Source organism: Hymenobacter sp. R533113 (genome assembly GCF_056835965.1).
In genome coordinates this window covers 142,767-166,143 of record NZ_JAKWBD010000013.1, presented here as the reverse complement: position 1 = coordinate 166,143, position 23,377 = coordinate 142,767, and the positions used below count along the sequence as shown (strand labels likewise).

At 56.2% G+C, this 23,377-nt stretch carries 27 protein-coding genes; 12 read left to right on the top strand and 15 right to left on the bottom strand.

Features of this window, described 5'->3' with window-relative positions; genetic code table 11:
* The first annotated feature begins 26 nt into the window (after positions 1-26).
* Both MKZ35_RS09635 and MKZ35_RS09630 read left to right on the top strand, forming a co-directional pair.
* Positions 27-455 (top strand): NUDIX hydrolase, encoded by a 429-nt coding sequence (locus MKZ35_RS09635; protein ID WP_482513036.1) that lies wholly within the window; start codon positions 27-29, stop codon positions 453-455.
* A gap of 22 nt (positions 456-477) precedes the next feature.
* Positions 478-960: a hypothetical protein gene (locus MKZ35_RS09630; protein WP_482513034.1), complete on the top strand. Its 483-nt coding sequence runs from the start codon at positions 478-480 to the stop codon at positions 958-960.
* Here MKZ35_RS09630 and coaD read toward each other — a convergent pair.
* From coaD to MKZ35_RS09610, 4 genes are all read right to left on the bottom strand, one after another.
* Positions 957-1,439, bottom strand: coding sequence for a pantetheine-phosphate adenylyltransferase (gene coaD / locus MKZ35_RS09625; protein WP_482513032.1), 483 nt, complete (start codon positions 1,437-1,439; stop codon positions 957-959). The two genes, MKZ35_RS09630 and coaD, sit on opposite strands and share 4 nt — an antisense overlap.
* 111 nt (positions 1,440-1,550) lie before the next feature.
* Positions 1,551-2,132 carry a DUF3822 family protein gene (locus tag MKZ35_RS09620; protein WP_482514729.1) on the bottom strand — a complete coding sequence of 194 codons (582 nt, stop codon included), beginning with the start codon at positions 2,130-2,132 and terminating at the stop codon, positions 1,551-1,553.
* Complete coding sequence (locus MKZ35_RS09615) at positions 2,015-2,437, bottom strand: DUF3822 family protein (protein ID WP_482513031.1); 423 nt, start codon at positions 2,435-2,437, stop codon at positions 2,015-2,017. Before MKZ35_RS09615 ends, MKZ35_RS09620 begins: the two co-directional genes overlap by 118 nt.
* A 168-nt stretch (positions 2,438-2,605) precedes the next feature.
* A complete protein-coding gene (locus MKZ35_RS09610; protein WP_482513030.1) occupies positions 2,606-3,103 on the bottom strand; it encodes an NUDIX domain-containing protein in 498 nt (165 codons plus the stop codon).
* A gap of 46 nt (positions 3,104-3,149) precedes the next feature.
* Here MKZ35_RS09610 and MKZ35_RS09605 point away from each other — a divergent pair, with 46 nt between their 5' ends.
* The 3 genes from MKZ35_RS09605 to MKZ35_RS09595 all read left to right on the top strand — a co-directional run bounded on the left by MKZ35_RS09605 (position 3,150) and on the right by MKZ35_RS09595 (position 5,798).
* Positions 3,150-3,461 carry a PaaI family thioesterase gene (locus MKZ35_RS09605; protein ID WP_482513029.1) on the top strand — a complete coding sequence of 104 codons (312 nt, stop codon included), beginning with the start codon at positions 3,150-3,152 and terminating at the stop codon, positions 3,459-3,461.
* Positions 3,462-3,738: 277 nt separating this feature from the next.
* Complete coding sequence (locus MKZ35_RS09600; protein ID WP_482513028.1) at positions 3,739-5,151, top strand: ATP-dependent DNA helicase; 1,413 nt, start codon at positions 3,739-3,741, stop codon at positions 5,149-5,151.
* 110 nt (positions 5,152-5,261) lie between these two features.
* Entirely contained in the window at positions 5,262-5,798 is a 537-nt protein-coding gene (locus MKZ35_RS09595) for a DUF1573 domain-containing protein (protein WP_482513027.1), read from the top strand.
* A gap of 87 nt (positions 5,799-5,885) precedes the next feature.
* Here MKZ35_RS09595 and MKZ35_RS09590 read toward each other — a convergent pair whose 3' ends face one another.
* The 5 genes from MKZ35_RS09590 to MKZ35_RS09570 all read right to left on the bottom strand — a co-directional run bounded on the left by MKZ35_RS09590 (position 5,886) and on the right by MKZ35_RS09570 (position 10,218).
* Positions 5,886-6,263, bottom strand: coding sequence for a DUF423 domain-containing protein (locus tag MKZ35_RS09590; RefSeq protein ID WP_133272186.1), 378 nt, complete (start codon positions 6,261-6,263; stop codon positions 5,886-5,888).
* Between the two features lie 115 nt (positions 6,264-6,378).
* Complete coding sequence (locus tag MKZ35_RS09585) at positions 6,379-7,044, bottom strand: YggS family pyridoxal phosphate-dependent enzyme (protein WP_482513026.1); 666 nt, start codon at positions 7,042-7,044, stop codon at positions 6,379-6,381.
* Positions 7,045-7,212: 168 nt separating this feature from the next.
* A complete protein-coding gene (locus tag MKZ35_RS09580; RefSeq protein ID WP_482513025.1) occupies positions 7,213-8,265 on the bottom strand; it encodes a vWA domain-containing protein in 1,053 nt (350 codons plus the stop codon).
* Positions 8,266-8,342: 77 nt separating this feature from the next.
* Positions 8,343-9,218: a hypothetical protein gene (locus tag MKZ35_RS09575; protein WP_482513024.1), complete on the bottom strand. Its 876-nt coding sequence runs from the start codon at positions 9,216-9,218 to the stop codon at positions 8,343-8,345.
* Between the two features lie 97 nt (positions 9,219-9,315).
* Positions 9,316-10,218 (bottom strand): DUF58 domain-containing protein, encoded by a 903-nt coding sequence (locus MKZ35_RS09570; RefSeq protein WP_482513023.1) that lies wholly within the window; start codon positions 10,216-10,218, stop codon positions 9,316-9,318.
* 37 nt (positions 10,219-10,255) lie between these two features.
* Here MKZ35_RS09570 and MKZ35_RS09565 point away from each other — a divergent pair, with 37 nt between their 5' ends.
* A complete protein-coding gene (locus tag MKZ35_RS09565) occupies positions 10,256-10,654 on the top strand; it encodes a DUF4296 domain-containing protein (protein WP_482513022.1) in 399 nt (132 codons plus the stop codon).
* Positions 10,655-10,784: 130 nt separating this feature from the next.
* Here the strand turns inward: MKZ35_RS09565 and MKZ35_RS09560 are convergent, their stop codons facing one another.
* The 6 genes from MKZ35_RS09560 to egtB all read right to left on the bottom strand — a co-directional run bounded on the left by MKZ35_RS09560 (position 10,785) and on the right by egtB (position 16,821).
* Positions 10,785-11,135, bottom strand: a complete 351-nt coding sequence (locus MKZ35_RS09560; RefSeq protein WP_482513021.1) for a tRNA-binding protein — start codon at positions 11,133-11,135, stop codon at positions 10,785-10,787.
* Between the two features lie 21 nt (positions 11,136-11,156).
* Positions 11,157-11,738, bottom strand: a complete 582-nt coding sequence (locus MKZ35_RS09555; protein ID WP_482513020.1) for a DUF922 domain-containing protein — start codon at positions 11,736-11,738, stop codon at positions 11,157-11,159.
* A gap of 113 nt (positions 11,739-11,851) precedes the next feature.
* Positions 11,852-13,213, bottom strand: a complete 1,362-nt coding sequence (locus MKZ35_RS09550) for an MATE family efflux transporter (RefSeq protein ID WP_482513019.1) — start codon at positions 13,211-13,213, stop codon at positions 11,852-11,854.
* 72 nt (positions 13,214-13,285) lie between these two features.
* Positions 13,286-14,452 (bottom strand): pyridoxal phosphate-dependent aminotransferase, encoded by a 1,167-nt coding sequence (locus tag MKZ35_RS09545; RefSeq protein ID WP_482513018.1) that lies wholly within the window; start codon positions 14,450-14,452, stop codon positions 13,286-13,288.
* Positions 14,453-14,456: 4 nt separating this feature from the next.
* Positions 14,457-15,425, bottom strand: coding sequence for an L-histidine N(alpha)-methyltransferase (gene egtD / locus MKZ35_RS09540; protein WP_482513017.1), 969 nt, complete (start codon positions 15,423-15,425; stop codon positions 14,457-14,459).
* Between the two features lie 91 nt (positions 15,426-15,516).
* Entirely contained in the window at positions 15,517-16,821 is a 1,305-nt protein-coding gene (gene egtB, locus MKZ35_RS09535; RefSeq protein ID WP_482513016.1) for an ergothioneine biosynthesis protein EgtB, read from the bottom strand.
* Positions 16,822-17,210: 389 nt separating this feature from the next.
* On the opposite strand from egtB, the gene MKZ35_RS09530 reads away from it, so the two are divergent.
* The 6 genes from MKZ35_RS09530 to MKZ35_RS09505 all read left to right on the top strand — a co-directional run bounded on the left by MKZ35_RS09530 (position 17,211) and on the right by MKZ35_RS09505 (position 23,293).
* Positions 17,211-17,495, top strand: a complete 285-nt coding sequence (locus MKZ35_RS09530; RefSeq protein WP_482513015.1) for a KGG domain-containing protein — start codon at positions 17,211-17,213, stop codon at positions 17,493-17,495.
* A gap of 179 nt (positions 17,496-17,674) precedes the next feature.
* Positions 17,675-18,757 carry an o-succinylbenzoate synthase gene (locus MKZ35_RS09525; protein WP_482513013.1) on the top strand — a complete coding sequence of 361 codons (1,083 nt, stop codon included), beginning with the start codon at positions 17,675-17,677 and terminating at the stop codon, positions 18,755-18,757.
* A 69-nt stretch (positions 18,758-18,826) separates the two neighbouring features.
* The gene (locus MKZ35_RS09520; RefSeq protein WP_482513011.1) at positions 18,827-20,122 is read left to right on the top strand and encodes an aspartyl protease family protein; all 1,296 of its coding nucleotides are present in this window, start codon (positions 18,827-18,829) and stop codon (positions 20,120-20,122) included.
* A gap of 128 nt (positions 20,123-20,250) precedes the next feature.
* The gene (locus tag MKZ35_RS09515; protein ID WP_482513010.1) at positions 20,251-21,411 is read left to right on the top strand and encodes a lysophospholipid acyltransferase family protein; all 1,161 of its coding nucleotides are present in this window, start codon (positions 20,251-20,253) and stop codon (positions 21,409-21,411) included.
* A 122-nt stretch (positions 21,412-21,533) separates the two neighbouring features.
* On the top strand, positions 21,534-22,526 hold the full coding sequence (locus MKZ35_RS09510) for an alpha/beta hydrolase (RefSeq protein ID WP_482513008.1): 993 nt from the start codon (positions 21,534-21,536) through the stop codon (positions 22,524-22,526).
* Positions 22,527-22,762: 236 nt separating this feature from the next.
* The gene (locus tag MKZ35_RS09505; RefSeq protein ID WP_482513006.1) at positions 22,763-23,293 is read left to right on the top strand and encodes a phasin family protein; all 531 of its coding nucleotides are present in this window, start codon (positions 22,763-22,765) and stop codon (positions 23,291-23,293) included.
* Positions 23,294-23,377 lie beyond the last annotated feature (84 nt).

Here is a 23,377-nt window from a genome sequence, read left to right as displayed (position 1 = left end):
TGCATCTTAAAGATCAGTTTCGCATCGTGAAAGCAGCCGGGGGCTTGGTGGTAAAGGACGGCATGGTGCTGATGATCTATCGGCTTGGTAAGTGGGATTTGCCTAAGGGTAAACTTAAAAAAGAGGAAGATCCAGCTCTGGGTGCCCTGCGCGAAGTAGAGGAGGAGTGCAACATCAAAATAGAACTGGGCGAGGTGCTACCCAGCACTTGGCACTCGTACGCCTACAATGGCAATAAAATTCTGAAGAAGACGAATTGGTACGTGATGAACTGCCTCGACGATTCGCTCATTAAGCCCCAGGCCGAGGAATATATTGAGGAAGTGCGCTGGATGACACCCCAGGAGGCACTGGCGGTACTATCCGAATCTTACGCTTCTATTACTTTAGTCGTGCGCCACTACCTAAGCGAAAAGGTTGGCACGACCTCTGCCGAGGAAGCTCCCGCGAAGTAGCATCTTCGCTCCGTGGGAGCCTATGCGTATATTTTACCTGTTTATTTTTGCAGTACTGATAATGGGCGCGGGGGCATGTACCCGCTCGCAGCCACCGAGTGAGATAAAGCCCCCCGCCGCACCCCCCGTTACGGTTCCAGTAGCCGTAGACCTGCCTTCTTTGGTCGGCTATTCAATTGAAGAAGTTCGCGAACAGCTTGGCGCACCCCGCGAAACGCAGGTGGAGCCGCCCGTTACGCAACCCAAGCCACGGAATAGCAGGTCGCTTCGTATGAAAGACGAGGGTTGGGTAAATACATTTGAAATCAGCGGCGCTACACTCGTTGTTACTTTCAACGCCCGCACCCGTAAAGTGCGCGATATCGTGATGACCGGTAACAATGAGGAAGAACTCATGCAGCGTGGTAATCTGACCCTGATAGCGCCCGCTTACATCGTGCTGCCGGTATTTGCCCCTGAAGCAGCCACCCAATTGTTGGGCATACGGGTGATAAAACGCCGCTAGGCGCCGGTGGGTGCTGCGTAGGCCGGTAATTTGAAGGGCACAAAGCTGTCTACATTGCCGCCAAAGCGGTGAACCTCCCGAATGATCGTGCTGCTGATGGCTGCTAAGGCAGGTGCCGTAATCAGAAAAACGGTTTCCAGCTCCGGATTCAGGTGGCGATTGGCCTGCGCGATGGTATTCTCATACTCAAAGTCCGTGGTGTTGCGCAGCCCCCGCAATAAGTAGCGGGCACCTGTCTCGCGGGCAAAATCGGCGGTCAAGCCTTTGTAAGAGCACACGGACACGCGTGGCTCATCCCGAAAAATCTCCTCTATGAAAGCCACCATTTGCTCTACGGGCAGGTAGCGACTTTTGCTGCTGTTGTTGCCAATGGCAATAATCACCTCGTCGAATAAATTTGCCCCCCGGCGCACCACATCAAGGTGACCATTGGTAAACGGATCGAAAGAACCGGGAAACAAAGCAATTCGGGTTTTCATGGGGGGCTTATTCAGAGATTTCTCAGATGACGTTTAGCCCGCAGAGGGCGCAGAACTCAGCGCCTTCTGCGAAAACTTCTGCGCCCTCTGCGGGAACCCAACACCTGCGTTTTATTCGCAAAGGTGCAGGCTGTACAACTCGAAGTAGCGGTACTCAAACACTTCATTCAGCCGGTAGCTGTACGACAAATCCAGGGGGCGATTTCCGAACTTGAGGTGGCGAATGTACTTGCGCAAAATAGTAAACAGCTCGGAGTGGTGCATTAAATCGCCCCACAGCACTACTGGGTCCTGATCGGGGTTGAGCTGGAGCTCCTGCATTACCAGAATTGTATAGTAAATCAGGTCTTCAGCTGTGGTGAAGGCAAACGTATTGCAAAACTCGGGGCGCTTACCGCGCACGGCCACAATGGTTACCTCCTGGTGGCCGATACTCAGATACAGGCGCCGGGGAGCGGCTTGCTGACTCTGGTGTACCACTCCTTCGAGCAAAGCGCTCGTCTGATGGATCAGGCGGCCGGTTGGATAAACGCTGCGGAACCATTCAGCCAGAGCTTTTTCGACCGCAAACACGCTCACCATCTCCAACCCCGGATGCGTGTAGTGATGCACGGTTTCGTGGCCAGGATCGAAGGCGTGATGCAATTGTAGGTAACGGCTCTCGTCGCCGGCCCGGAAAAGGGGTTGGGGCAGCTGCGTAAAATGACGGTTCTGCACCGCCAGCCGAACGTGGTTCCAACCCCCTGACCTACTAAATCGTGTTGGGCAGCCAAGGTGCGAAATTGTCCGGCTAGTGACGTGGCTGAGGGCGCGGAGTATTCTTCCAACACCACGAATTTATTGCGGCGCACATCGGCTACGCCCACGCGCAACCCCGCGGGGCTTGCTGTAAGGTAAAGGTTGTAAGTGCCTGGTTGGGCAGCATCGAACGTTTCGTCGCGCAGATCAAGCAGAGAGGTAGGCGACGACGAAGAAAATGTAGAAGAGGAAGCGGACACAGCAGAAAGGGCAGTAAGTGCCAGGTAGGCCGCTAAAGGTAAGAAGGTAAATGATTGAATGGTTAAACTGTCAAATGGCTAAATAGCTAAATAACTGTAGGTAAAATAGTTGATTGCCCAATGCGCTCCCAGAACGACCAGCCATTTAACCCACAGCCATCTAGCCATTTACTTAAATTGGATATGCGGAATGTAAATATCGTCGGGACTGATGATTTGGTGGAGGATGGGGTGAATTTGGGGGAGGGGCATGCCTACCAGCTGCCGGGGCGCGTGGAAAGCCAGCTGCGTAAGCAGCTGCGCGTCAGCGGCATGTTCTGGGTCCGCGCCAAGCCTGGGAATAGCCGCAGCATCAACGGCCTTTACCTCAAAGAATAGCTCCAACGCCTGTAGGTCGTCGCGCCGAAACTCGTGCAGGTGTAAGAAACGGCCTACTTTAATATCCAGCCCGGTTTCTTCCCGAAACTCCCGAACCAAGCATTCCTTTACCGACTCGCCAAAATTCCAGCCGCCGCCCGGCGGTGACCAAAAGGGAGCATTATTGGGCAGCATACCGCGGTGGGCAGTAAGCAGTATGGCACCCTGGTGTATGAGCAGGCCGCAAACGCGCACGCGCACTTGGCCAGTATAGGCGTTGAGCAAATCGGGGTGAAGTTCGGGGGGCATAAATGGATTGGCAGGGCCGCACAAAACGCGGTATCTTTGACTATTGATGCCTCCTACGCAAAACTCCGCCCCAGCGCCCGATTTAGTCGCCCGAATCCGGCAAAAGCTCACCCGCCAACAGTTTATGCACCACATCGGTGCCGACCTTACGCTCATTGAACCCGGCCGTGTCGAAGCCGAACTACCCCTCGAACTTAAGCATCAGCAGCAGCGCGGCTTCGCCCACGGCGGCCTCATCGCCACCATGGCCGATCTGGTAGCCGGCTTTGCCGGCGTCACGCTCATTCCGGACGACTACGGCATGGTGACGGCCGAGCTGAAAGTGTCTTACCTCAATCCGGGTATAGGGAAAAAATAGTAGCCAAAGGCTGGGTGCTGAAAGCCGGCCGCCGCCTGCATTTTTGCGAAGCCGAAGTGTGGTGCGATGACGTGCTGATAGCCAAGGCTAGCGCGACAATGGCGGTGATTGAACCTCAGTGAAGAGTTGTTCTATTATTGAAGCCTTAAAAGGCGGTCATGCAGAGCAGAGCGAAACATCTCGCGCGTTTAGCGGGATTACTAACCTCACGTCAGCACGCGAGATGCTTCGACAAGCTCAGCATGACGTTCTACTTTATCTAGTAACTTATTTACGTATGCTCACCGTCCGCACGCCTTCTGTCCGCGATTATTTTCCTTACGAGCCTACTCAGGACCAGGCGCAGCTTTTCCGGCAACTCGATGAGTTTCTGAAGGACGACCTGCCGGGCCGCAAGGTGTTTGTGTTGCGCGGCTATGCGGGTACAGGCAAAACCACCGTGGTCAGTGCCTTGGTGCAATGGCTGCACCAGCTGGGTCGCAAATACACGCTGATGGCTCCTACGGGCCGCGCGGCGAAGGTGATGAGCGCCTACTCGGGCGTGGCCGCCAGCACCATTCACAAGAAAATCTACCGCCAGACCTCCGGCTCTCCCTCTGAAAGCCTGAGCTTCCAGCGCCAGCCCAACCGCACCGCCGACACGCTCTACATCGTGGATGAGGCCTCCATGATTTCCGACGAGAAAGCCTTCGGGGAAAATGGCTTGCTCGATGACCTGTTGGGCTACGTGTTCGAAAAGCCCACCAACCGCCTCCTGCTGATCGGCGACACGGCCCAGCTGCCACCCGTGGGCCAGCTGCTCAGCCCCGCCCTCGACCCGGAGCTGCTGGCCCACCGTTTCCGCGCCAAAGTAGACTCGGTAGAGCTGCGCCAGGTGATGCGCCAGGCCGAAGAATCAGGGATTCTGGTGAATGCGACCATTCTGCGGGAAGAGTTGCGGGAGGAAAAGCCGCATATCCAGTTTCACACCCGCGGCTACTCCGATATTTTTCCGGTGGGGGGCGAAAAGCTGGAGGACGGGCTGCGGTGGGCCTACAAAAACTTCGGCCACGAGAACACGACCATCATTTGCCGTTCCAACAAGAACGCCAATATGTATAATCAGCACATTCGGCACGCGCTGTTTGGGGCCGAAGAGGAAATTGAGGCTGGCGACTACCTGATGGTGGTGCGCAATAACTATTTCTGGCTGCCTAAAGACTCCGAAATGGGCTTTCTGGCCAACGGCGACTTCGTGCAGGTGAGCAAAATCGTGCGGCGGCAGGAGGAGTTCGGCTTCCGTTTCGCGGACGCCCGTATCCGCTTCGTGGATTACCCCGATGAGGAAGAAATAGAGGTAAAGCTGATGCTGGATACGCTCCACACCGAGTCGCCGGCCCTGCCCGCCGAGCGCAGCAACGCGCTGTATCAGACTATTTCGGCTGATTACGCGCACCTCGGCACCAAGCGTGAGAAAAGCGCCGCTTTACGCAAAGACCCGTATTTGAACGCTTTGCAGGTGAAATTTGCTTATGCCCTTACCTGCCACAAGGCGCAGGGCGGACAGTGGCAGGCCGTATTCGTCGACCACGGCTTTTTGAAAGATGACATGGTAAATGCCGAATTTGCTCGCTGGCTCTATACGGCCATCACGCGCGCTGCTGATCGGTTATTTTTGCTTAATTTCAATAGCAAGCTGCTGGCTGAATAAGGTAAAACCTTGTTAACTAACTTGGGGCAAGTAATTTGTGCTTAGCCTTCCTTTATCTGAAATCGATAACTCAACCTTTTGTACCTCTCAACTCTCTAAGCTTTTCTATCATGAAAAAAGCACTAGTCCTGGCCTTGTCGCTTTCGTTGGCTGGCTTCGCCGCCCAAGCCCAAACAGCGGCCGTAAAGCCCGCCAACGCCCAGCAGAAAGTAGCTGGCCCGCAGATTCAGTTTGAAGAAATGAAGTACGACTTCGGCAGCGTGAAGCAGGGCGACATCGTAGAGCACGTGTTCAAATTCAAGAACGTGGGTACTGCGCCGCTTGTCATTGCTAATATCGGTACTACCTGCGGCTGCACCGTGCCCGACTGGACCAAGGAGCCTATTATGCCCGGCAAATCAGGCACCGTGATAGCCAAGTTCAACAGCGCCGGCAAAATGGGTATGCAGAATAAAGTGCTCACCGTAGAGTCGAACTCAGCCAGTGGAAACACGATGATAGCGCTGGTAGGCGAAATAAAAGACGCTGCAACCGCGACAACCGAAGCTATACCTGCCAAAACCGACGTTTCGACTGGGGAAGGTGATGCCAAGCAGAAAACCAAGATTGGCGATAGCAAAATTAAAGCGAAGCGTAAGTCTTCGTAAGGATTAGCGCACAAAAAAGCCCCCCAGCTGCTTTCGAAAGCAGTTGGGGGCTTTTTTGTGCGCTAATGGCAGAGTGGAATTCCGACCTTATAGCTGGCGGGCTGCCCATAGCAGTCGCAACCAGCCGGCAATCAGCAGTAGGCCGCCAATAGGCGCTACGGCGCCCATTTTGGTGATGCCCGTAAAGCACAGCGTGTAAAGCGAGCCACTGAATAGCAAAATGCCCCCCAGAAACAACCAGGCCGTAAGGCTCAGCCCGCGAATGTCGGGGCGCATGGCCAGCAGAATACCTACGGCCAGCAGCGCCAGGGTATGATAAAACTGATAGCGCACGGCCGTTTCAAATGTATCGAAGCGGCCGGTTTCTTCCAGCATCTTGCGCAAGCCATGTGCCCCGAAGGCGCCGATACCTACGCCCAGAGCGCCAAGCAAAGCCGCGATTTGTAGAATTAAGCGAGCCGTCATACTAAAGGTGGAGTAGGGCGCGTGATACGCGCCCGTCGTTGTTTAAATGTTTTAATAAGCAATTACCGCCCGTCAGTTGTTCAATCAAACAACGATGGGCGCGTGCCACGCGCCCCTACCGGGCGCCGAAAATAGCGCTGCCCACCCGAATAAGCGTGCTGCCTTCTTCAATGGCCAGCTTGTAATCGGCGCTCATTCCCATCGAAATCTCCTTAAACGCGGGCTGGGGGGCAAAATACCGCTGCTTCAGCAACTCAAAGTAACCCCGAAGCTCCCGAAACTCCCGGCGGAGCTGGACCTCATCATTGGTGAAGGTCGCAACGCCCATCACGCCCGTCAGCTGCACGTGCTGTAAGGCGTGAAATGCGTCCGATTGCAGAATTTCTTCCGCTTCAGGCAAGCTCAGGCCTGACTTGGTTTCTTCGGCGGCAATATGAAACTGGAGCAGCCCGTAGATAACACGGTTGTGCTTGGCGGCTTGCTTTTCAATTTCGAGCAGCAGCTTCAGGCTGTCGATACTGTGAATGGTATGTACGAAAGGCGCGATATACTTCACCTTGTTCGTTTGCAGATGACCGATAAGATGCCACTCCACATCGGGGGGCAAATCGGGTTGCTTGGCGGCCATCTCCTGCACTTTATTCTCGCCGAAAAGCCGCGCGCCAGCATCATACACTTCGCGCAGGCGCTCTACCGGATGTGTTTTGGTGACGGCTACCAGGCGGCAGGTAGTGCCCTGCAACTCGCTTTGAACGGCGTGGAAATTATCAGCAATAGACATCTTAGAGAGTATGGTAATTAGCAATCAATGCTGTTTTCAAGACCGTCATGCAGAGCGGAGCGAAGCATCTCGCGTGTTTAGTAGGAGTAGTAATTATCATCAGCACGCGAGATGCTTCGTGACCTCAGCATGACGGCCTAATACTTAATAATGAATAGGCCCCGCGCCTTAGTCTTCTAAAGCATTGGTCAAAAACGTGTTTTTCAACCCCAACCAGACGAGCCACAAACCTATACAGCAAAACAGATACAAGCGGTAATAGTCTTTGGTATTGCGAAAACGGGTCTGTTTAATTTCTGATTTTTCGAACGTATCAATCTGGCGAAATACCCGGCGCAGGCCGGCGTTGTCGGTGGCGCGGAAAAACTGCCCCTCGCCCGCCTGAGCAATCTGGCGCATGGTGGTCTCGTCGAGGCGGGTTTCGACGTAGCGCACCCGGCCAGTTTCATCGGTGCCGTAGGGCACGGTGCCATCCTGACCCAACCCAACCGTATAGATTTTGAGGCCGAATGCGTGCGCCAACTGGGCGGCCGTCAGCGGGTCGAGGTTGCCGGCCGTGTTTTCGCCATCTGAAATAAGGATGATGACTTTCGTGCGGCTGCGGGAGTCGCGCAGGCGGTTGGTGGCTACGCCCAGGGCGGTGCCAATGGCCGTGCCGTCGTTGGCAATCATGCCCAGACGCAGGCCGTCGAGGCTTTCGCGCAGCAAATCGTAATCGGTAGTGAGGGGAGCGAGCGAGTAGGCATCACCGGCAAAAGCCACCAGGCCCAGCCGGTCGCCGATGCGTCCGGCTATAAACTCCCGACCTACCCGCTTGGCAGCCTCCAGCCGGTTGGGCAGCAAATCCTGCAACTCCATGGAGCCCGATACATCCATAACCAGCAGTATATCAATACCCTCGCCAGTTTGCACGACGCGCTCATCCGTACGTTGAGGTCGGGCTAAGGCAACTATCCCGAATGCCAAGCTGAACAGCAGCACGATATCCGGCAGAAAGCGTAGTAAAGCGCTCCAGTCGCGCCGGGCCTGGCCCGCCACGAAAGCTACGTCAAGGCGCGGGCGCCGCCTGTGCACCAATAGCCAACGCACCCCCAACAGCAGCGGCAGGGCCGGAATAAGCAACAGCAGCCGCGGCTCCTGCCAGGTGTAGCTACTCAGCGTGGCATAGCGCAGCCCATCGATTAAAGGAGCCAGAAAGCGTTGCCAGAGCTGTTCAATCATGATTCGTTTTGATTCTTAAATACGGAGGAGATGTGCCAGCTTTATGTAACTCGCCTAAGAAAATCCTCTGGTTAACATCAACTTCTGGCGACCCCACTAAGCAAGGTATAACGCCTATCTGCAAAGTCGCGCAACAAGTCGAAGGCGGTGCTGGTTTCTGTATCGTCTTCGTTAAATTGGTTGCCATATATCAGCCGGTCAGTGATGCGCAGGGCCCGGCTCACCGATACATCGTTCTGATAATAAGCCACAATTTCCCGCGTGGTGAGGCTGTTGATGGTGTTATTTTCGAGAGTTGTGAGGTAGTTTTTCCAAAGCGTAATGGCGCGCTCCATATTTGTGAGGGAGCGCGACAACTCAAACCGCTCGATATGCCGCGCATATTGGGCCAGAAAATACGCGTGGTTTTTTCGCAACTTATACAGCTGATAGCGACGGCGCCAATAGCTGCCAAAGCCAAACCACAACCCTGCCCCCACAAGCGCTGCTATGCCCAGCCCCGCCAGCCAAAATGGGTAGTTGAACGCTTCGTCTACGGGCAGTAAGGTGGTATTCTGCTTCAATACAGGCGTAGTAGGCGGAATAACTTCCGGCACAGGCGCCGTGCGCACCAGCCGAATGCTTGCCACTGGCGTGTTAACAGTGAGCGTGTCGTGCCCGCGCAGAATCATAACCGGTAAGCTTAGACGCTGCACCGAGTCGAGGCTAAATGTGCGCAGTTGATACACGGTACGGTCGAAGCTACGGCCCCGGCGAGTGAGGGTAGGCTGGAAGGTTTTGCCCGCATACTCGAAAGGCTTAAACTCAGCCGTAGAGTCGGGGAATACTACCTCTAGCTTGGGGTCGTGACTGAAGGTCAGCTCGTAACTAATGACTTCGCCAACGCGCGTTGTTTGACTTAGAAAACGCCCAGTTGGCTGCTCGGGGGGCATTTCCTGGGCCTGAACAATCAAGGAAAAGAGTAACACCCAAACCATTCCTACGCTTAGCACACCCGACTTGATAAAGAAAAGTCGTCGGCAACTTGGGGGGCTTTTTTTGCTTAAAAACTTACGCACGGCCACCCCGTTGATTGCGCCGCCGAAATAAGCTGGCCAACTGCGTCACGTAGTCGGCGTCAGTGGCAATAGACAAAAACTCAGTGCGGTGGCGCCGGCAAATCTGCCCGATTTGCTCGCGGTTCTGCTCGTACGTGGCTCGGTACCGCGCCCGGAAAGACTCCGCCGACGTATTTACCCACATGGTGCGGCCAGTTTCCTGGTCGTGGAGTGGCACAATGCCCAAGGGCGGAAATTCCCGTTCGCGCTTGTCGAGCAGCTGCACCACGATCAGGTCGTGCTTGCGGGCCAGCATGGTTAGCTCCCGCTCGTAGTTAGTATCGATAAAATCTGAAATCAGGAGGACAATGCTGCGGCGCTTGAGCATGCCCAATGCCTGTTTGATGCCGAGCCCAACCGCTGTACGGGGTGAGCGGGGCGTCAATTCAAACAAGCGTTTGATGAGGGTATAGGCATGCCGAATGCCCTTGCCAGGCGCCAGATACAGTTCTTTCTGGTCTGAAAAAGCAAGAATACCGAGCTGAGCATCTTGGCGGGCAGCGGCCAAAGCCAGTAGGCCGCAGATTTCGCGGCCCACATCGAGCTTGCGTCGGCCGGCGGCGCCAACCTGCTGGGAGGCGCTCACGTCCAGCAGCAGCAGCACCGATTGCTCGCGTTCCTCCTTGTAGGTTTTGACGAAAGTACCGTGCCCTTTGCTCGATACGGCCCAGTCGATGGCCCGCACCTCGTCGCCGTACTGATAGAGGCGCACGTCGTCAAATTCAAGCCCCGTTCCTTTAAAGACGGAGTGAAAATTGCCCTGCAACTGCGCATCTACCGTCTTGATGATGCGTATCTCCATCTGCCGAAGCTTACGTATGAGTTGCTGGAGCGGAGTGAGGTCGGCGGTATTCATTGCCGCTAAACTACGGGTTCCTCCTAACTTTGCCTTTGTGAAAAAGCTCTCTGCATCCCTTTACTCTACCCTGAGCCTGCTGCTGGCACTGGCGTTTGCGCAGTGCCAGCGCCCCGAGGAGCCGTTGGTGCCCCAGCCGTTGCTGCCGAAAGCAAAAATGGTAGCCATGCTCATAGATGTGCACCTGAACGAAAGCCGCGTGGATGCCGCCGCCTTGCCCCCCGATTCGGCCCGCGCCGCCTTCAACTTACTGCAGCGTAAGCTGCTTGCTCGCTACAACGTCACCGATACCATTTTTCAGCGCAGCTACCGCTATTACGCCATCCACGACAAAGACCTGGATGACATTTACGGCGCCGTAATCGACAGCCTCTCAGCCCGCGAAGCTAAGTTTGGGGCGAAAGATCAGGCCGAGGAAGCGAAGCGTCGGCAATAAGCAGCATCCCGTCATGCAGAGCAGAGCGAAGCATCTCGCGTGCGGTAGTAGGGACAGTAATCCAACTAAACACGCGAGATGCTTCGCTCTGCTCTGCATGACGGGCTTTCTTTGTACACCATCCCAATACTTATATCAATCGGCTGCCATTGGGCACTACGCCAGCCAGCGAAGCCAGCACGATGTCGCCGTTTTCGTCGGCAGCACCAGTTACCAGCACTTCAGAGCGGAAAGGCCCAATCTGTTTAGCCGGAAAATTAACCACGCACAACACCTGGCGGCCAATAAGGTTCTCGGGCTGATAGTGACTAGTAATCTGAGCGCTAGAGCGCTTGGTGCCAATCTCGGGGCCTAAGTCAATCAACAGCTGGTAAGCGGGCTTGCGGGCTTCGGGAAAAGCGCGGGCTTCCAACACGGTGCCCACGCGTAAGTCCACGCGCTCAAAATCTGACCAGGTAAGGGGAACTGCGGATATTTCCATACCGGCAAAGTAGTAAAAAGGCTATTTGGTAGGTATAGGCTTCGACGCGTATTGCTCCAACAAAGCCATTCGCTGCTTTATTTGAATCTCCCACGTCTTCTGGCGGTCCAGGTTCAGGCCGTGGTTGGTTTCCTGGTCGTAGCGCGCTTCTTCTTTTTGCCACTCCGTAAAAATGGCGTTAGTCGCGTTCTTAAACGTGGGTTGCAGGCGTTTGCAGTCCAGCTTAAGCAGCGCTATTTTCTGGCGCATGCGCCGGGCGTGTAGCTCCGTTATGTTGAAGTGTATCTGCTCGTGCAACAGCAAGTTAGGCGTGGCCGTAGCCGCGTCGCGCACCCATGATTCGGTAGGCACGAATACAGCCTGCACACTAGACGTGAATTTGAAATCGACGCAGCCCGCCTTTACATCAATAGTGGCTGAGGTAAGGGCCGCAGGTCTGTCGGCGGGGGTAGGCTTGCTCTTAAAATCGGCCCAGGTAAGCGGCCGATTCGCCGACCACACGATAGTGTCAGGGGCAGCCGGTGGTGTATCCTGGGGAGGGCTAACGACCGTCAGGAAAGGCAGCAGGAAGGAAATAAAGGAAAGCAATATGCCATGCAACATAAGAGGGGAGGCTGGGGGGCTTTTTAGAGATGAAAAGCCGTTCTGGGGTATGAACGCAGCTACCAGTCGGTTGCGTGCAAACGTGCTTTCTAAAAAATAATGCCAGCCTCGCCTTAATGCACCGCCACCGCCGTCGGCACCGGCACCGCACTATGCTGTCGGAAGCGCCAGAGCAGCAGGCCCGCTACCAGTGTGAGGCCCGTGAGCAAGCCTACCCAGATACCAACAGAGCCCATATTCAGCTTAAAGCCAAGGAAGTAGCCCAGCGGCAACGCTACAGCCCAATAAGCCAGCAAGGCGACCAGCGAGGGAACTTTGACATCTTCCAATCCTCGTAGCGCGCCCAGCCCCACTACCTGCAAGCCATCCGAAATCTGAAACAGCGCCGCGATAAGCAGCAGCGTTGCTGCCTGCGCCACCACGGCCGCATCGTTGTTGTAGAAGTAAGGGATAGCTTCCCGAGCCATAATTAAAATCAGGGCCATGAGGCTCATAAACAGGAACGTGAGGCCGTAAGCGGTAAAACCAGCCTGCCGCGCCCCCTCCATGTCGCCGAGACCGCGCATATTGCCCACCCGAATGGTAGCCGCTGCCGCAATACCGCTGGCCGCCATGTAGGTAGCCGAAGCAACATTGATGGCAATCTGGTGGGCGGCAAGGCTGGTAGTGCCCAACCAGCCAATCATGATGGCCGAAAAGCTGAACGCGCCCATTTCAAACATCATCTGCACCCCAATAGGCGAGCCCAAACCCAGCAGGCGGCGTATTGTGGGGCCGTGGAAGCCAAGGTCAGTGGAAGCCGCCTCGCGGTGGGGCTGCAGGCGGGCAGCACGCAATACATAGGCAGCCATCAGGATGGCCATCAGAACACGGGCAATGAGCGTGGCCCAGGCGGCTCCAATCATGCCCATCTGCGGTGCGCCGAGGTTACCGAACACGAACGCGTAGCACAGCAGGGCGTTCAATAAATTGGCCCCCACTGATAGATACATGGCCTGACGCGTGAGCCCCAGACCTTCGGCAAACTGCTTGAAGCCCTGAAAAACCATCAGGGGCAGGAACGACAGAAAGATGAGGCGCACCCACGGCATCGCCAACGCCACTACCTCGGCAGGCTGATTCAGGTAACGAAGCTGGGGGGCAATTACTAACCCCAAACCAGCCAGCCCCAGCCCGGCCAGTGTGCTGAGCAGCACCCCATTTACCAGCAGCCGACCCAGCAAGGCCATATCACGCTTGCCATCGGCGGCCGCAACCAGAGGCGTAATGCCCATCGATAAGCCCAGCCCCAGCACCATCACCACCGTGCTCACGCTCACGCTCAGCGACACGGCTGCTAAGGCTACTTTGCCGGTCTGGCCGACTACCACGCTATCGACCACATTTACCATGACGTGGCCTAGCTGGCTTAGAATTACTGGATAAGCCAGCAGCAGCATGGGTTTGATATGCGGACGAACAGCGGTGAGCGGCATGATGCAACGGAAAAAGAGCCGCAAAGGTACGCTCCTAATTCGGGCTGTGGTATAGTAAAGTGCTCCCGGCTGCTAGCTCACCCGGCGTTCCTGACCTAAGATAACTGCTTGCAAACGCCGCAGCGCCTCGCGTAACTCCGGCTCCGGTAGGGCATAGGAGATACGCGCAAAGCCCGGTGCCCCGCAACTCGCGCCATCCACTATATCCACACCCCCAGCCCGCAGCTGCGCCACTAATGCGGCTGAGGCTTCAGCCGCTGAGTGCATGGAGGGCAAAAATTGGCGCAAATCAGCGAAAACGTAATAAGTGCCTTCCGGCTCCACAAAGCGTACGCCGGGTATCTCTGACAAGGTCGCCAGCAGCAAAGCACGGGTGGGGGCCAACTGTACGAGCAACTCTTGGGCAATAGCCGCGCTATGTTCCGTAGCGGCCAGGGCCGCGTGCTGATTCGGCACTGATACTGCCGCGCCGGTAGCAAATTGCCCCCCAGCCGCCGCCTGAGCCAAGGCTGGCGGCGCCACCAGATAGCCTACGCCCCAGCCGATCAGTGCCAACGATTTGGAGAAGCCATTCACTACCAGGTGCTGCCCGTGCGGATCGGGAAAGGCCAGCAGGGTGGGCACCGGAGCCGCGCCGAAATTGATAAGATTATATATCTCATCGGAAAGGACAAACAACTCCGGGTGACGGCGCGTGACGGTTAGCAGGGCCTCCATCTCAGCATGGTGATAGACTCGGCCCGTTGGGTTATTTGGATTTGAAAAGAGAAATAAACGAGTGCGTGGCTTAATGGCGGCCTCCAGTACCTCGGGCCGCAAGGCATAGCCATCGTCTGAGTTGAGGGGAAGAGGACACATGATACCGCCCGCTCTTGTGATTAAGTCACCAAACCCAAACCAATGGGGAGTGGGCACCAGCACCTCGTCGCCGGGGCGCAGAATAATTTGCAGCAAAGCAAACAGCGCCGCCTTTGCTCCGGGCGTGACCACGATATGGGCGGGCGTGACCTGGGGGGCATTTTGGCGGTGATAAGTAACCGCTATTGCCTCCCGTAGCGCTAGCAAGCCTTCCACCGGCCCCGGCACCAGGTGCTTAGCCTGGATAGCGGCTATGGCCCGCTCCGCTGCCACGGCCGGCGTCGCAAAATTGCCGTAGCCCGAAGCCAGGCTGATAACTGCGGGGAAAGTCTCCGCGGCCGGGGGCATTGGCACGAAGGAATCTGACAGCAAATCGGCCACGGGTTTAGGCTTGCGGAGCCAGGACTACATCGGCGAAATAGGCCTGCTCATCGGTGAAAAAATTCTGCACTTCCAGCCCCGCTTCCGTCGCTAGCTGACTGATAAGGGGCTGGGTAAATTTGTAGGAATTTTCGGTATGAATAATCTCCCAGGCTGCAAAATCAATGGTTTTGTCCAGCGCCTCCAAGTGCACTTGCTGCGCGCGGGTGCTGACCAAAAAGGAACGCACGACCCCGGCAATCGGGTCATAATCGGTGTAGTGCTGCCAATGAGCCAGGTCAAAATTGCCCCCCAGCTCCCGATTCAGGCGGGTAAGCAGGTTAAGGTTGAAGGCAGCCGTTACGCCCTGGGCGTCGTCGTAGGCGGTGCGGATAAGGCGGGGGGCTTTTTGCAGATCGAAGCCGATGAGCAGGCGGTCGTCGGGGGAGAGAGGCTGCGTGAGCGCGCGCAGAAACTCGCGCCGGTCGGAGGGGGAGAAGTTGCCAATATTGGACCCCAGAAACAGCACGACTTTGCGGCCGGGCCGGGCAGCCATCAGCGTTAGCGCCGCAGTGTACTCGGCTACTACCGGCTCTACCCGCAGGGTGGGCAGCTCGGTGCGCAGGCTGGCGGCCAACCCATCCAGGGCTCCCGACGAAATATCAACGGGCACATAGCTGAAATTGGCCCCCAGCTCCAGTAGTTCACGCAATAAAATCTTGGTTTTCAGCCCATCACCGGCACCTAGCTCTATGAGATAAAATGGCTCGTCAGAAGCTGGTCGCAGGGCGGTAGTGATAGCGGCTCGATGAGTGGCCAGCAAACCAAACTCTGTGCGGGTTGGGTAATACTCTGGCAGTGCCATAATTTGCTGAAACAGCTCACTACCTGCGTCGTCGTAGAAGTACTTGGAGGAAAGCGTTTTGGGGGTTTTCTGCAAACCCGCAGCTACGTGACGGGCAAGTTCGGTGGTGGCGGTGGCGAGGTGGAGCATGGTGAGCAGTTACAGATGAAACAGGGGATTTCCGGCCTTGCCCCGCAGCTAGGATAAGCTACCGACTTCGACCGGAAATGGCAGATAAATTTCAGCGTGCCAGGCGAATACCGGTGAACTGCCAGCGCTTATCCGCATGAAAGAAATTGCGATACGTAAGTCGGATATGGCTCGCGGAGGTAGCGCAGGAGCCCCCGCGCAACACCAACTGATTCAGCATAAACTTGCCGTTGTACTCGCCCAAAGCGCCGGCGGCGCGCTCGTAGCCGGGGTAGGGGTGATAGGCCGAGTACGTCCATTCCCACACGTCGCCAAAAAGCTGGTGGCACTGCTCAGGGTCAGCATCGGTGGGAAGGGGTTGGGGGTCGAACAGGTTGCTTTCCAGAAAATTACCGGCCGCAATCTGCGGCTGAAACTGGCGAGCGGCTATTTCCCATTCCTGCTCGGTGGGCAACCGATAGCCGGCCCAGTGGGCATACGCATCGGCCTCGTAGAAGCTGATATGCGTGACCGGCGCGGCCCAATCGACGGGTTGCAGGCCGTGGTGCGTAAAGCGGTGCCAGACGCTCCCTTTCTGCACCCAGTACAAAGGCGCTTCCCAACCGGCTTGTTCGGCCAGCTCCCAGCCTTCACCCAGCCAGTAGCGAAAGTCGCGGTAGCCGCCCGCTTCCATAAACTGACGGTACTCGCCGTTGGTAACTAAGCGGTTTTGAAGCGAAAAATCAGCTACGTAGGTGTCGTGGGGGGCTTTTTCATTATCGAAGCAAAAGCCTTGCTCCTCAAACCCAATCCGGTAGACGCCGCCTGCAATCGGCAGCCAGGTGGCCGGGGTGGGCTCGGGCGTGGGCGCTACTTTCGGGGCCGACTTATAGGCTGGAGCCAACGGACTGGTGCTCAGAATATACTTAATATCCGTGACGAGCAGCTCCTGGTGCTGCTGCTCATGCTGGAGGCCCAGCTCAAAGATTTCAGCGAAGCTGGGGGGCAATTCCTGGGCTGCCAGCGTGGTAAGCAAGCGCTGCATGTGCGCATCAACGTGGGCGCGGTAAGCATACACATCAGCGAGGGCAGGGCGGGAGATAGTGCCACGGTCGGCCCGGTTTACGCGGCTGCCCAGCGAGTTATAGTAGGAGTTAAACAGGTAAGCATAATCGGGATGAAATACCTGATAGCCAGGCAAGTATTCGCGCAGCAGGAAGGTTTCGAAAAACCAGGTAGTATGCGCCAAGTGCCACTTCGGCGGGCTAACATCGAGCATGGGCTGCACTACGGTATCCTCGGGCAGCAAGGGCCGACAGAGTTCCTCGGTTTGCTGCCGCACAGTGTGGTAGCGGACAGGAAGCTGCGCCAGCGCGGGCTCGGCGACGGTCTGGGGGGCAAATACGGAGGAAGACATAGACAAGGGAGTGGGGTTAACTACTTAGTAACCTTAACTGAAAAAACGGCGACGGGTTTTATTCATAGGGACTTTCAGCTTGCTAATAGAAGTCCAATAGTAGGCTGAATACCGAGTCAGAATGATTAAAAAATACCGGATCAGAGGCGCGTCGCGTGTTGTACGTAGCCCGACAGTAGCAGCGGGTACTTATCGCGTTTAAGGTAAGCTCGACTACGGAGTGAGGGTCGGTACAAAGTGGTATTTTGAGCTTTAAAGGCACTTTTTGCCTTCTAAACTTCTATCTTACAATAGTTATTCCGTTCAATAAAATGCGGTTTGAAGCCGATATTTTGCTTTCTAAGCCCCCTTCTACACGGCCAAAAAATCTTACCTAACCTCTCAACGCTATGATCTCGAACCAGCAAAACCAGCGCGACACCGCCGCCAACCAATCTTCCAGCCGCAGCAATGCTGCTAAGCAGACATCTTCTTCTGGCAAAAGCCTGCGCGGCTTCGCCGCTATGGACCCCGCCGAGCAGCGTCGCATCGCAAGCGAAGGCGGCAAAGCCTCCCACGAAAGTGGCCGCGGCCATCGGTTTACATCAGAGGAAGCCCGTGCCGCCGGCCGTAAGGGGGGCAGGCGAGCCGTGGACGGAGCAACCAGGGCGGTACTACCCGATAATTTCCAGTGATGTAATGATGGCACTGCTCCCGTAGTGGTACCGCCGACTTTATGAAACCAGCCTCCACGCTCAGCGCGGAGGCTGGTTTTTTTGTTAGTTACTGGTCGAGTTGAGAATGTTCCAACGCGTCTGTCATGCTTCGTTCTGCATTACGTTTAAAGACCAAGTACATCGTTTCCTGCCCTCGAATGCTCCAGCTCACTTATTCCCAGCGCGCCTTGCGCTTCAACTTTCCGGCCCGCACCTCCCGCGGCGCGCTCACGGAGCACATAGCCTATTACCTACACCTGCGCGATACGGCGCAGCCGGAGCGCCTGGGCTTGGGAGAAGCAGCGCCATTGGCTGGCCTCAGCCCCGATTTTGGGTCTGATTTTGAGCCGCAAATAGTCACGTTATGCGCCGCTTTCAACCGCCGCCAGCTCACCGATTTGCCCCCCAGTACTATCAACGAGCTAATTGGTGAGCTAATAGAGCCAACCTGGCCCGCGCTCCGATTTGCTCTTGAAACGGCCCTACTCGACTGGCAGCACGGCGGGCAACGCCAGCTTTTCGACAACGCATTCAGCCGAGGTGAGGCGGGAATTCCTATCAACGGGCTGGTTTGGATGGGGGAGGCCAGCTTCATGCAAACCCAGATTCAGAAGAAGCTGGCCGATGGCTACTCGTGTTTGAAGATGAAAATCGGGGGAATTGACTTCGCTACCGAACTGCAGCTCTTGGCTGAAATAAGAGCGGTAGCCGGCCCCGCGCAACTGACGTTGCGCGTGGATGCCAACGGCGCATTTGCCCCCCACGAGGCCATGAGCAAGCTGGCGCAGCTGGCCCGCTTCGATCTGCATTCCATTGAGCAGCCCATTGCCGCCGGGCAAGTGGCACAGATGGCCGATCTATGTAAACAGTCGCCCATACCAATTGCGTTGGATGAGGAATTGATTGGTATAACGCAACCCGAGCAGCAACAGGCGCTGCTGGCCCAAATTCAGCCCGCCTACCTTATTATCAAGCCTACGCTGGTGGGCGGACTGCATGCTACCCGACAGTGGTTGCGCACGGCCGAGGCAAATAATGCCGCCTGGTGGCTGACGTCGGCCTTGGAGTCGAATGTGGGGCTGAACGCTGTGAGTCAGCTGGCCGGCGAGTACGCCCGCCCCAATTTTCCGCAGGGGCTGGGTACAGGCCAACTTTATCATAACAACGTGGTTGCCCCGCTACGAATAGCGGCTGGCCACCTGCACTATGACCCGGCGGGGGAGTGGGAAATTCCGAGCTGATATGCGACGTAGAGAAGTGGTGGTAAGGCGGTTTTTTCAGTAACTTACCCAACCCACCGCCCTCCCCGCATGATTGCCTCTTGGCTCCTCACCCTGCTGCTTTTAGGTAGAACCCTACGGGACTGGGGGGCTTTTTTGGGGTTATTGCTGAGCCTGGAAGCCAATGGCCAGCCAGCGGAGCCCAAACCCGCTCCGTTTGCTTTCAGAAACGCCCGTACGCGCAGCCTTACGATGCCCGTAGAGATGCAGCGCAACCTGCTAATTATCAGCGCTTCCCTGAATGGGCAGGGACCTTTTAATTTTCTGCTTGATACCGGCGTGAGTACTTCCATCCTCACCGACCCAACCCTGCGCACCGCCCTGGGACTCCGGTTGGGGCAGCGCTTCCGCGTAGCCGGCGCCGGCCAGGATGAGGCCCTGGAAGCCTTCCAGACGGATAGTGTGCATGTGACCCTGGGCGATGGAAAGGTGGTGGGCCCAGCGCTTACGTTCCTGATTCTTTCCAGCGACGTGCTCAACCTGTCGGGCTACGTGGGCATGCCTATCCACGGCATTCTGGGCTATGATGTCTTTCGCAGCTTTGTGGTGCGCGTTCATCCCACCGAATCCCGGATAATACTGATTAACCCCGCCACATTCCGGGCACCCAAAGGGCAGCGCTGGACTACTATGGGCATCGACCTGGAGGGCAGTAAAGCCTACCTGCGCACCGAAGCCGTGGTGCGTGACTCTCTGAAACTGCCGCTCAAACTCGTGCTCGACACCGGGGCGGGCCATGCCTTGTCGCTCGAAACCACCTCCGATCCACGCCTGACCCTGCCGCCCCGCCGCGTAAGGTCCCAGCTCGGTCGGGGACTCAATGGTCTTATTAATGGGTATTTGGGGCGGGTAACATCTTTGCAGCTTGGCAAATACAAAGTCAAATCCCTGGTCACCTCATTCCCCGATGCGGCCGACGTGAGCCATCGGGCCGAGACGTTTCGCAACGGCAACGTGGGCCTGGAATTGCTCAAGCGTTTTGATATTATCATCGACTACACCCGCAATCAGCTCTGGCTGCGGCCGAACGCCCTCTACCGCGACCCCTTCGAGCACGACATGAGCGGCCTGGATTTGCTGGCCACCGGCTCGGACTATCGTCACTACATCATTCTCAAAGTAGAGGAAGGCTCCCCGGCTGATGACGCCGGCCTGCTGCCCACCGACGAGATTCTGGCCATCAACCTGATGCCCGTAGCGGGCCTCTCGCTTACCCAGATCAGCCGGATTCTGCACTCCGATGATGGTCGCCAGCTCCTGCTCATTGTGCGCCGCGCCACTGGTGAGCTGATTACGACCAACGTGCGCCTGAGGCGTCAGATTTAAACGCTGCCTTCAATAACCAATGAGCAATGAAGAATGAGCAGTTGACTTCAATTGCTCGTTGCTCACAGCGTCGAGGATTGCCCGTAAAAGCACTACATTAGAAGCCCACCTACTTTGCTTTTCACCTGATGCCAACGGCCCCTCCGCCCGCGCTGCCGCTACCGTCGCCTGCCATCCTGGCTAATCAGCACATCTACTCCGATTATTTCGACGAAGAATACGTTCGCGCCGTCGATAAGCACATTTTGCAGTTACTCGATCGGGTGTGGTTCCGCTCCAGGCTGGTAGGTTTCGAGAACTATCCGCAGCGCAATAACCCCGAGCGTCCGCTGCTTTTTGCCAGCAATCATTCGGGCATGGCTTTCCCCTGGGATGCCATGGTGGCCCTATCGCACTTGCTGCGCGTGCTGCCCAGCATATATCACTTACCACGGCCACTTTCAGCCCCCATGCTCTCGCAGTCGGTGCTGATGAACCCGTATCTGATTCCGCATTTTTGGAAGAAATGCGGCTGCGTCGATGCTACCACGCTCAATTTTGAAACGATGATGTATTGCAACGACCATAACCTGATGCTTTACCCGGAGGGCGTGCCGGGCATTGGCAAGGGTTTCAACCGTAAGTATCAGTTGCAGCGCCTGGCTACCAGTATTATTCGGCTGGGCATCGAGCACCGCACCGATATTGTGCCCTACTATACCGTGAATGGTGAATATCTAAATCCGTATGCTTATAGCTGGGACTGGCTGAATAACTGGACTAAAAAGATCGGTATTCCCTTCATTCCCGTGGGCCCCATTATCCTTATGGTGCTGCTCCAGCCCTGGTTTTTTTACCTCGCTTATCCGGCCAAGCTTACTTTCGTTATGGGTACGCGCATCAAGCCCTACGAACTCACCGAAAAGCCCCCCAGCCAGCTTACGCGCGACGATTATGCAGCCTTGTCGGAGCAGGTGCGCCAACAAATGCAGACCGAGCTAGACGCCGCCGTGCGTGACCACGGCCAGCATCCTTACCGCTGGGGCGAGCTTTGGCAGCGCATTAAGGCCACTTGGAGTTACTTCCCATTCTTCCTGCCCTTTGCCTGGCCTGAACTCTTCCGGGAGTTTGAGCGCCAGTATACTAAGGGCGGCCCCGAGGGTGTAAACCTGCAATTAACAAAGCAAGGCTCCTGGCTGCGCATGATCTGGCGCAACCCCTTCACCCTCACTTTCTTCATTCCCGTACTAGGATGGATACCCATTGCTATTCGGGGCTATAAAGGCCATCGGATAGGAAAAAAACCATGACTGTTGATTGGTAAGGATCAGCCAATTCTTGCCGCCAGCAATAGTCCTGCGAGTAAATGCCTCCGCACTACTACTCGCAGTTAGCCCCGCCCCCGCCTCCCTTCCCACCCAATAGTGTAAAAATGCCCTCCACCCAGCATTTACTGCTCAAACAAATCCTGACGGCGGCAACCGGGCCACTTGCCCGCAAGCGGCCCGGCCTTGGGTCTATGCGGCTAGCCCTGGAAATCAGCTCGTTGTTTCAGTTTATGCCGTGGGGCGTTCACCTCGAAAAAACCACTATTAACGGGATGAGCGCCGAATGGGCCCGCCCCGCCACTGCCGATCCGCGCCGGGTAATGCTGTATTTGCATGGCGGCGGCTATGTACTAGGCTCCCTGAATACGCACCGAAGCCTCGTGGGCACTTTAGCTAAGCGCTGCAATACCAATGCCTTAGCTATCAACTATCGTAAAGCGCCCGATTATCCTTTCCCCGGTGCCCTCGACGACGCTCTATTAGCATACCACTGGCTTCTGAAGCAAGGATTTGCCCCCCACAGCATTATTGTAGCCGGCGACTCGGCTGGCGGCGGCCTGGCGCTGGCGCTGCTTATTGCCTTGCGCGAAGAAGGCCAACCACTGCCCGCCGCCGCTGTCGGCCTCTCCCCCTGGACCGACCTTGAGATGCCCAATTCGCTGTTGCGCCGGGTTGCGCGGGAGGAAACTCAGTTGCTGGAGGCACTTGAAATGCGTGGCTGGGGACCTCATTACGCCGGCGAAACTCCATTAACCCACCCTTTGGTATCGCCGGCCCGCGCCGCAGTGCACGGCCTGCCGCCGCTGCTTATTCAAATATCTGATTCCGAGGTGCTTTGCGAAAGCGTCCTATGCTTCGCCGATAAAGCCCGAACCGCCGGCGTATCGGTTACTTTGCAGTCATTCACAGGGTTAGTACACTGGTGGCACTTATTCTGGCGATTATTGCCCGAAGCCCGCGAAGCCTTAGATAGTGTGGCTGCGTTCGTCAATAGCATCTGGGCCGCTGAGGTGCCTATGCTGCCATTGCCCACCATTAAGCCTATTGATTCAGCGGGTTTTGTAAGTATGTCGCGTCCACGCAAAAAAGCGGCGTAAAATAGAAACGAAAAAAGCCTTTGGGGCGCTTGGCTTAGGTAAAAAAGCCCATAAAACACGATTGTATAGTGACGCTATGACTAAGGACTTGAAAAATTTCTGCCTCAGCACCAACTATATAGCTATGTTTTCGTAGGTTTGCCAAAAGTAGTCGGCTTGCATACTATTTTTTCCTGCGGGCAAAACCGCAGCGCCGTTTTTCGTTTCATTTCACCTCCTCTAACTAATTCAGCAACATGGAAGATCTGTTTAAAAAATTCATCAACGCCGGCGTTGGGTTTGTATCGCTCACCAACGACCGTGTCCAGTCCACCATTGATAAACTGGTGAAGGAAAGCAAGTTGTCGGAGAAGGAAGGGCAGAAAATCATGGACGATCTGAAGAAGAACACTGACACCAAGCGTAAGGAGTTGGAGGAGCAGATCACCGGCATTGCTAATCGGCTGATGAAAGGGGTAGGCGTAGCCACCAACGCCGACGTAGAAGAGCTAAAGCGCAGTGTACGTGGCACTAAAGCTTCCACTGGTGCCACTACTGGCAGCAAAAGCAGCGCTAAGCCAGCTTCCAGCACTACGGCCAAAGCCGCAGGTGCTACCAAAAAGGCTGCCGACAGTGTAAGCAGCGCTGCTGGCACCGCGCAGAAATCGGCAGCCGCCAAAGCTGGCGCTGCCAAGCCAGCGTCTAAACCAGCCGCTAAGCCAGCTGCCAAAAAGGAAGCACCAAAGCCTGCTGATAATGGCAACGGCGGCGCTTCCAGCGCTTCGTAATTCTGCTGTTAGAGCACATCATGCGAAAAGCCAGCGCCGCTTCTGCGGACGCTGGCTTTTTCATAAACCGGCGTCGGGCATTAC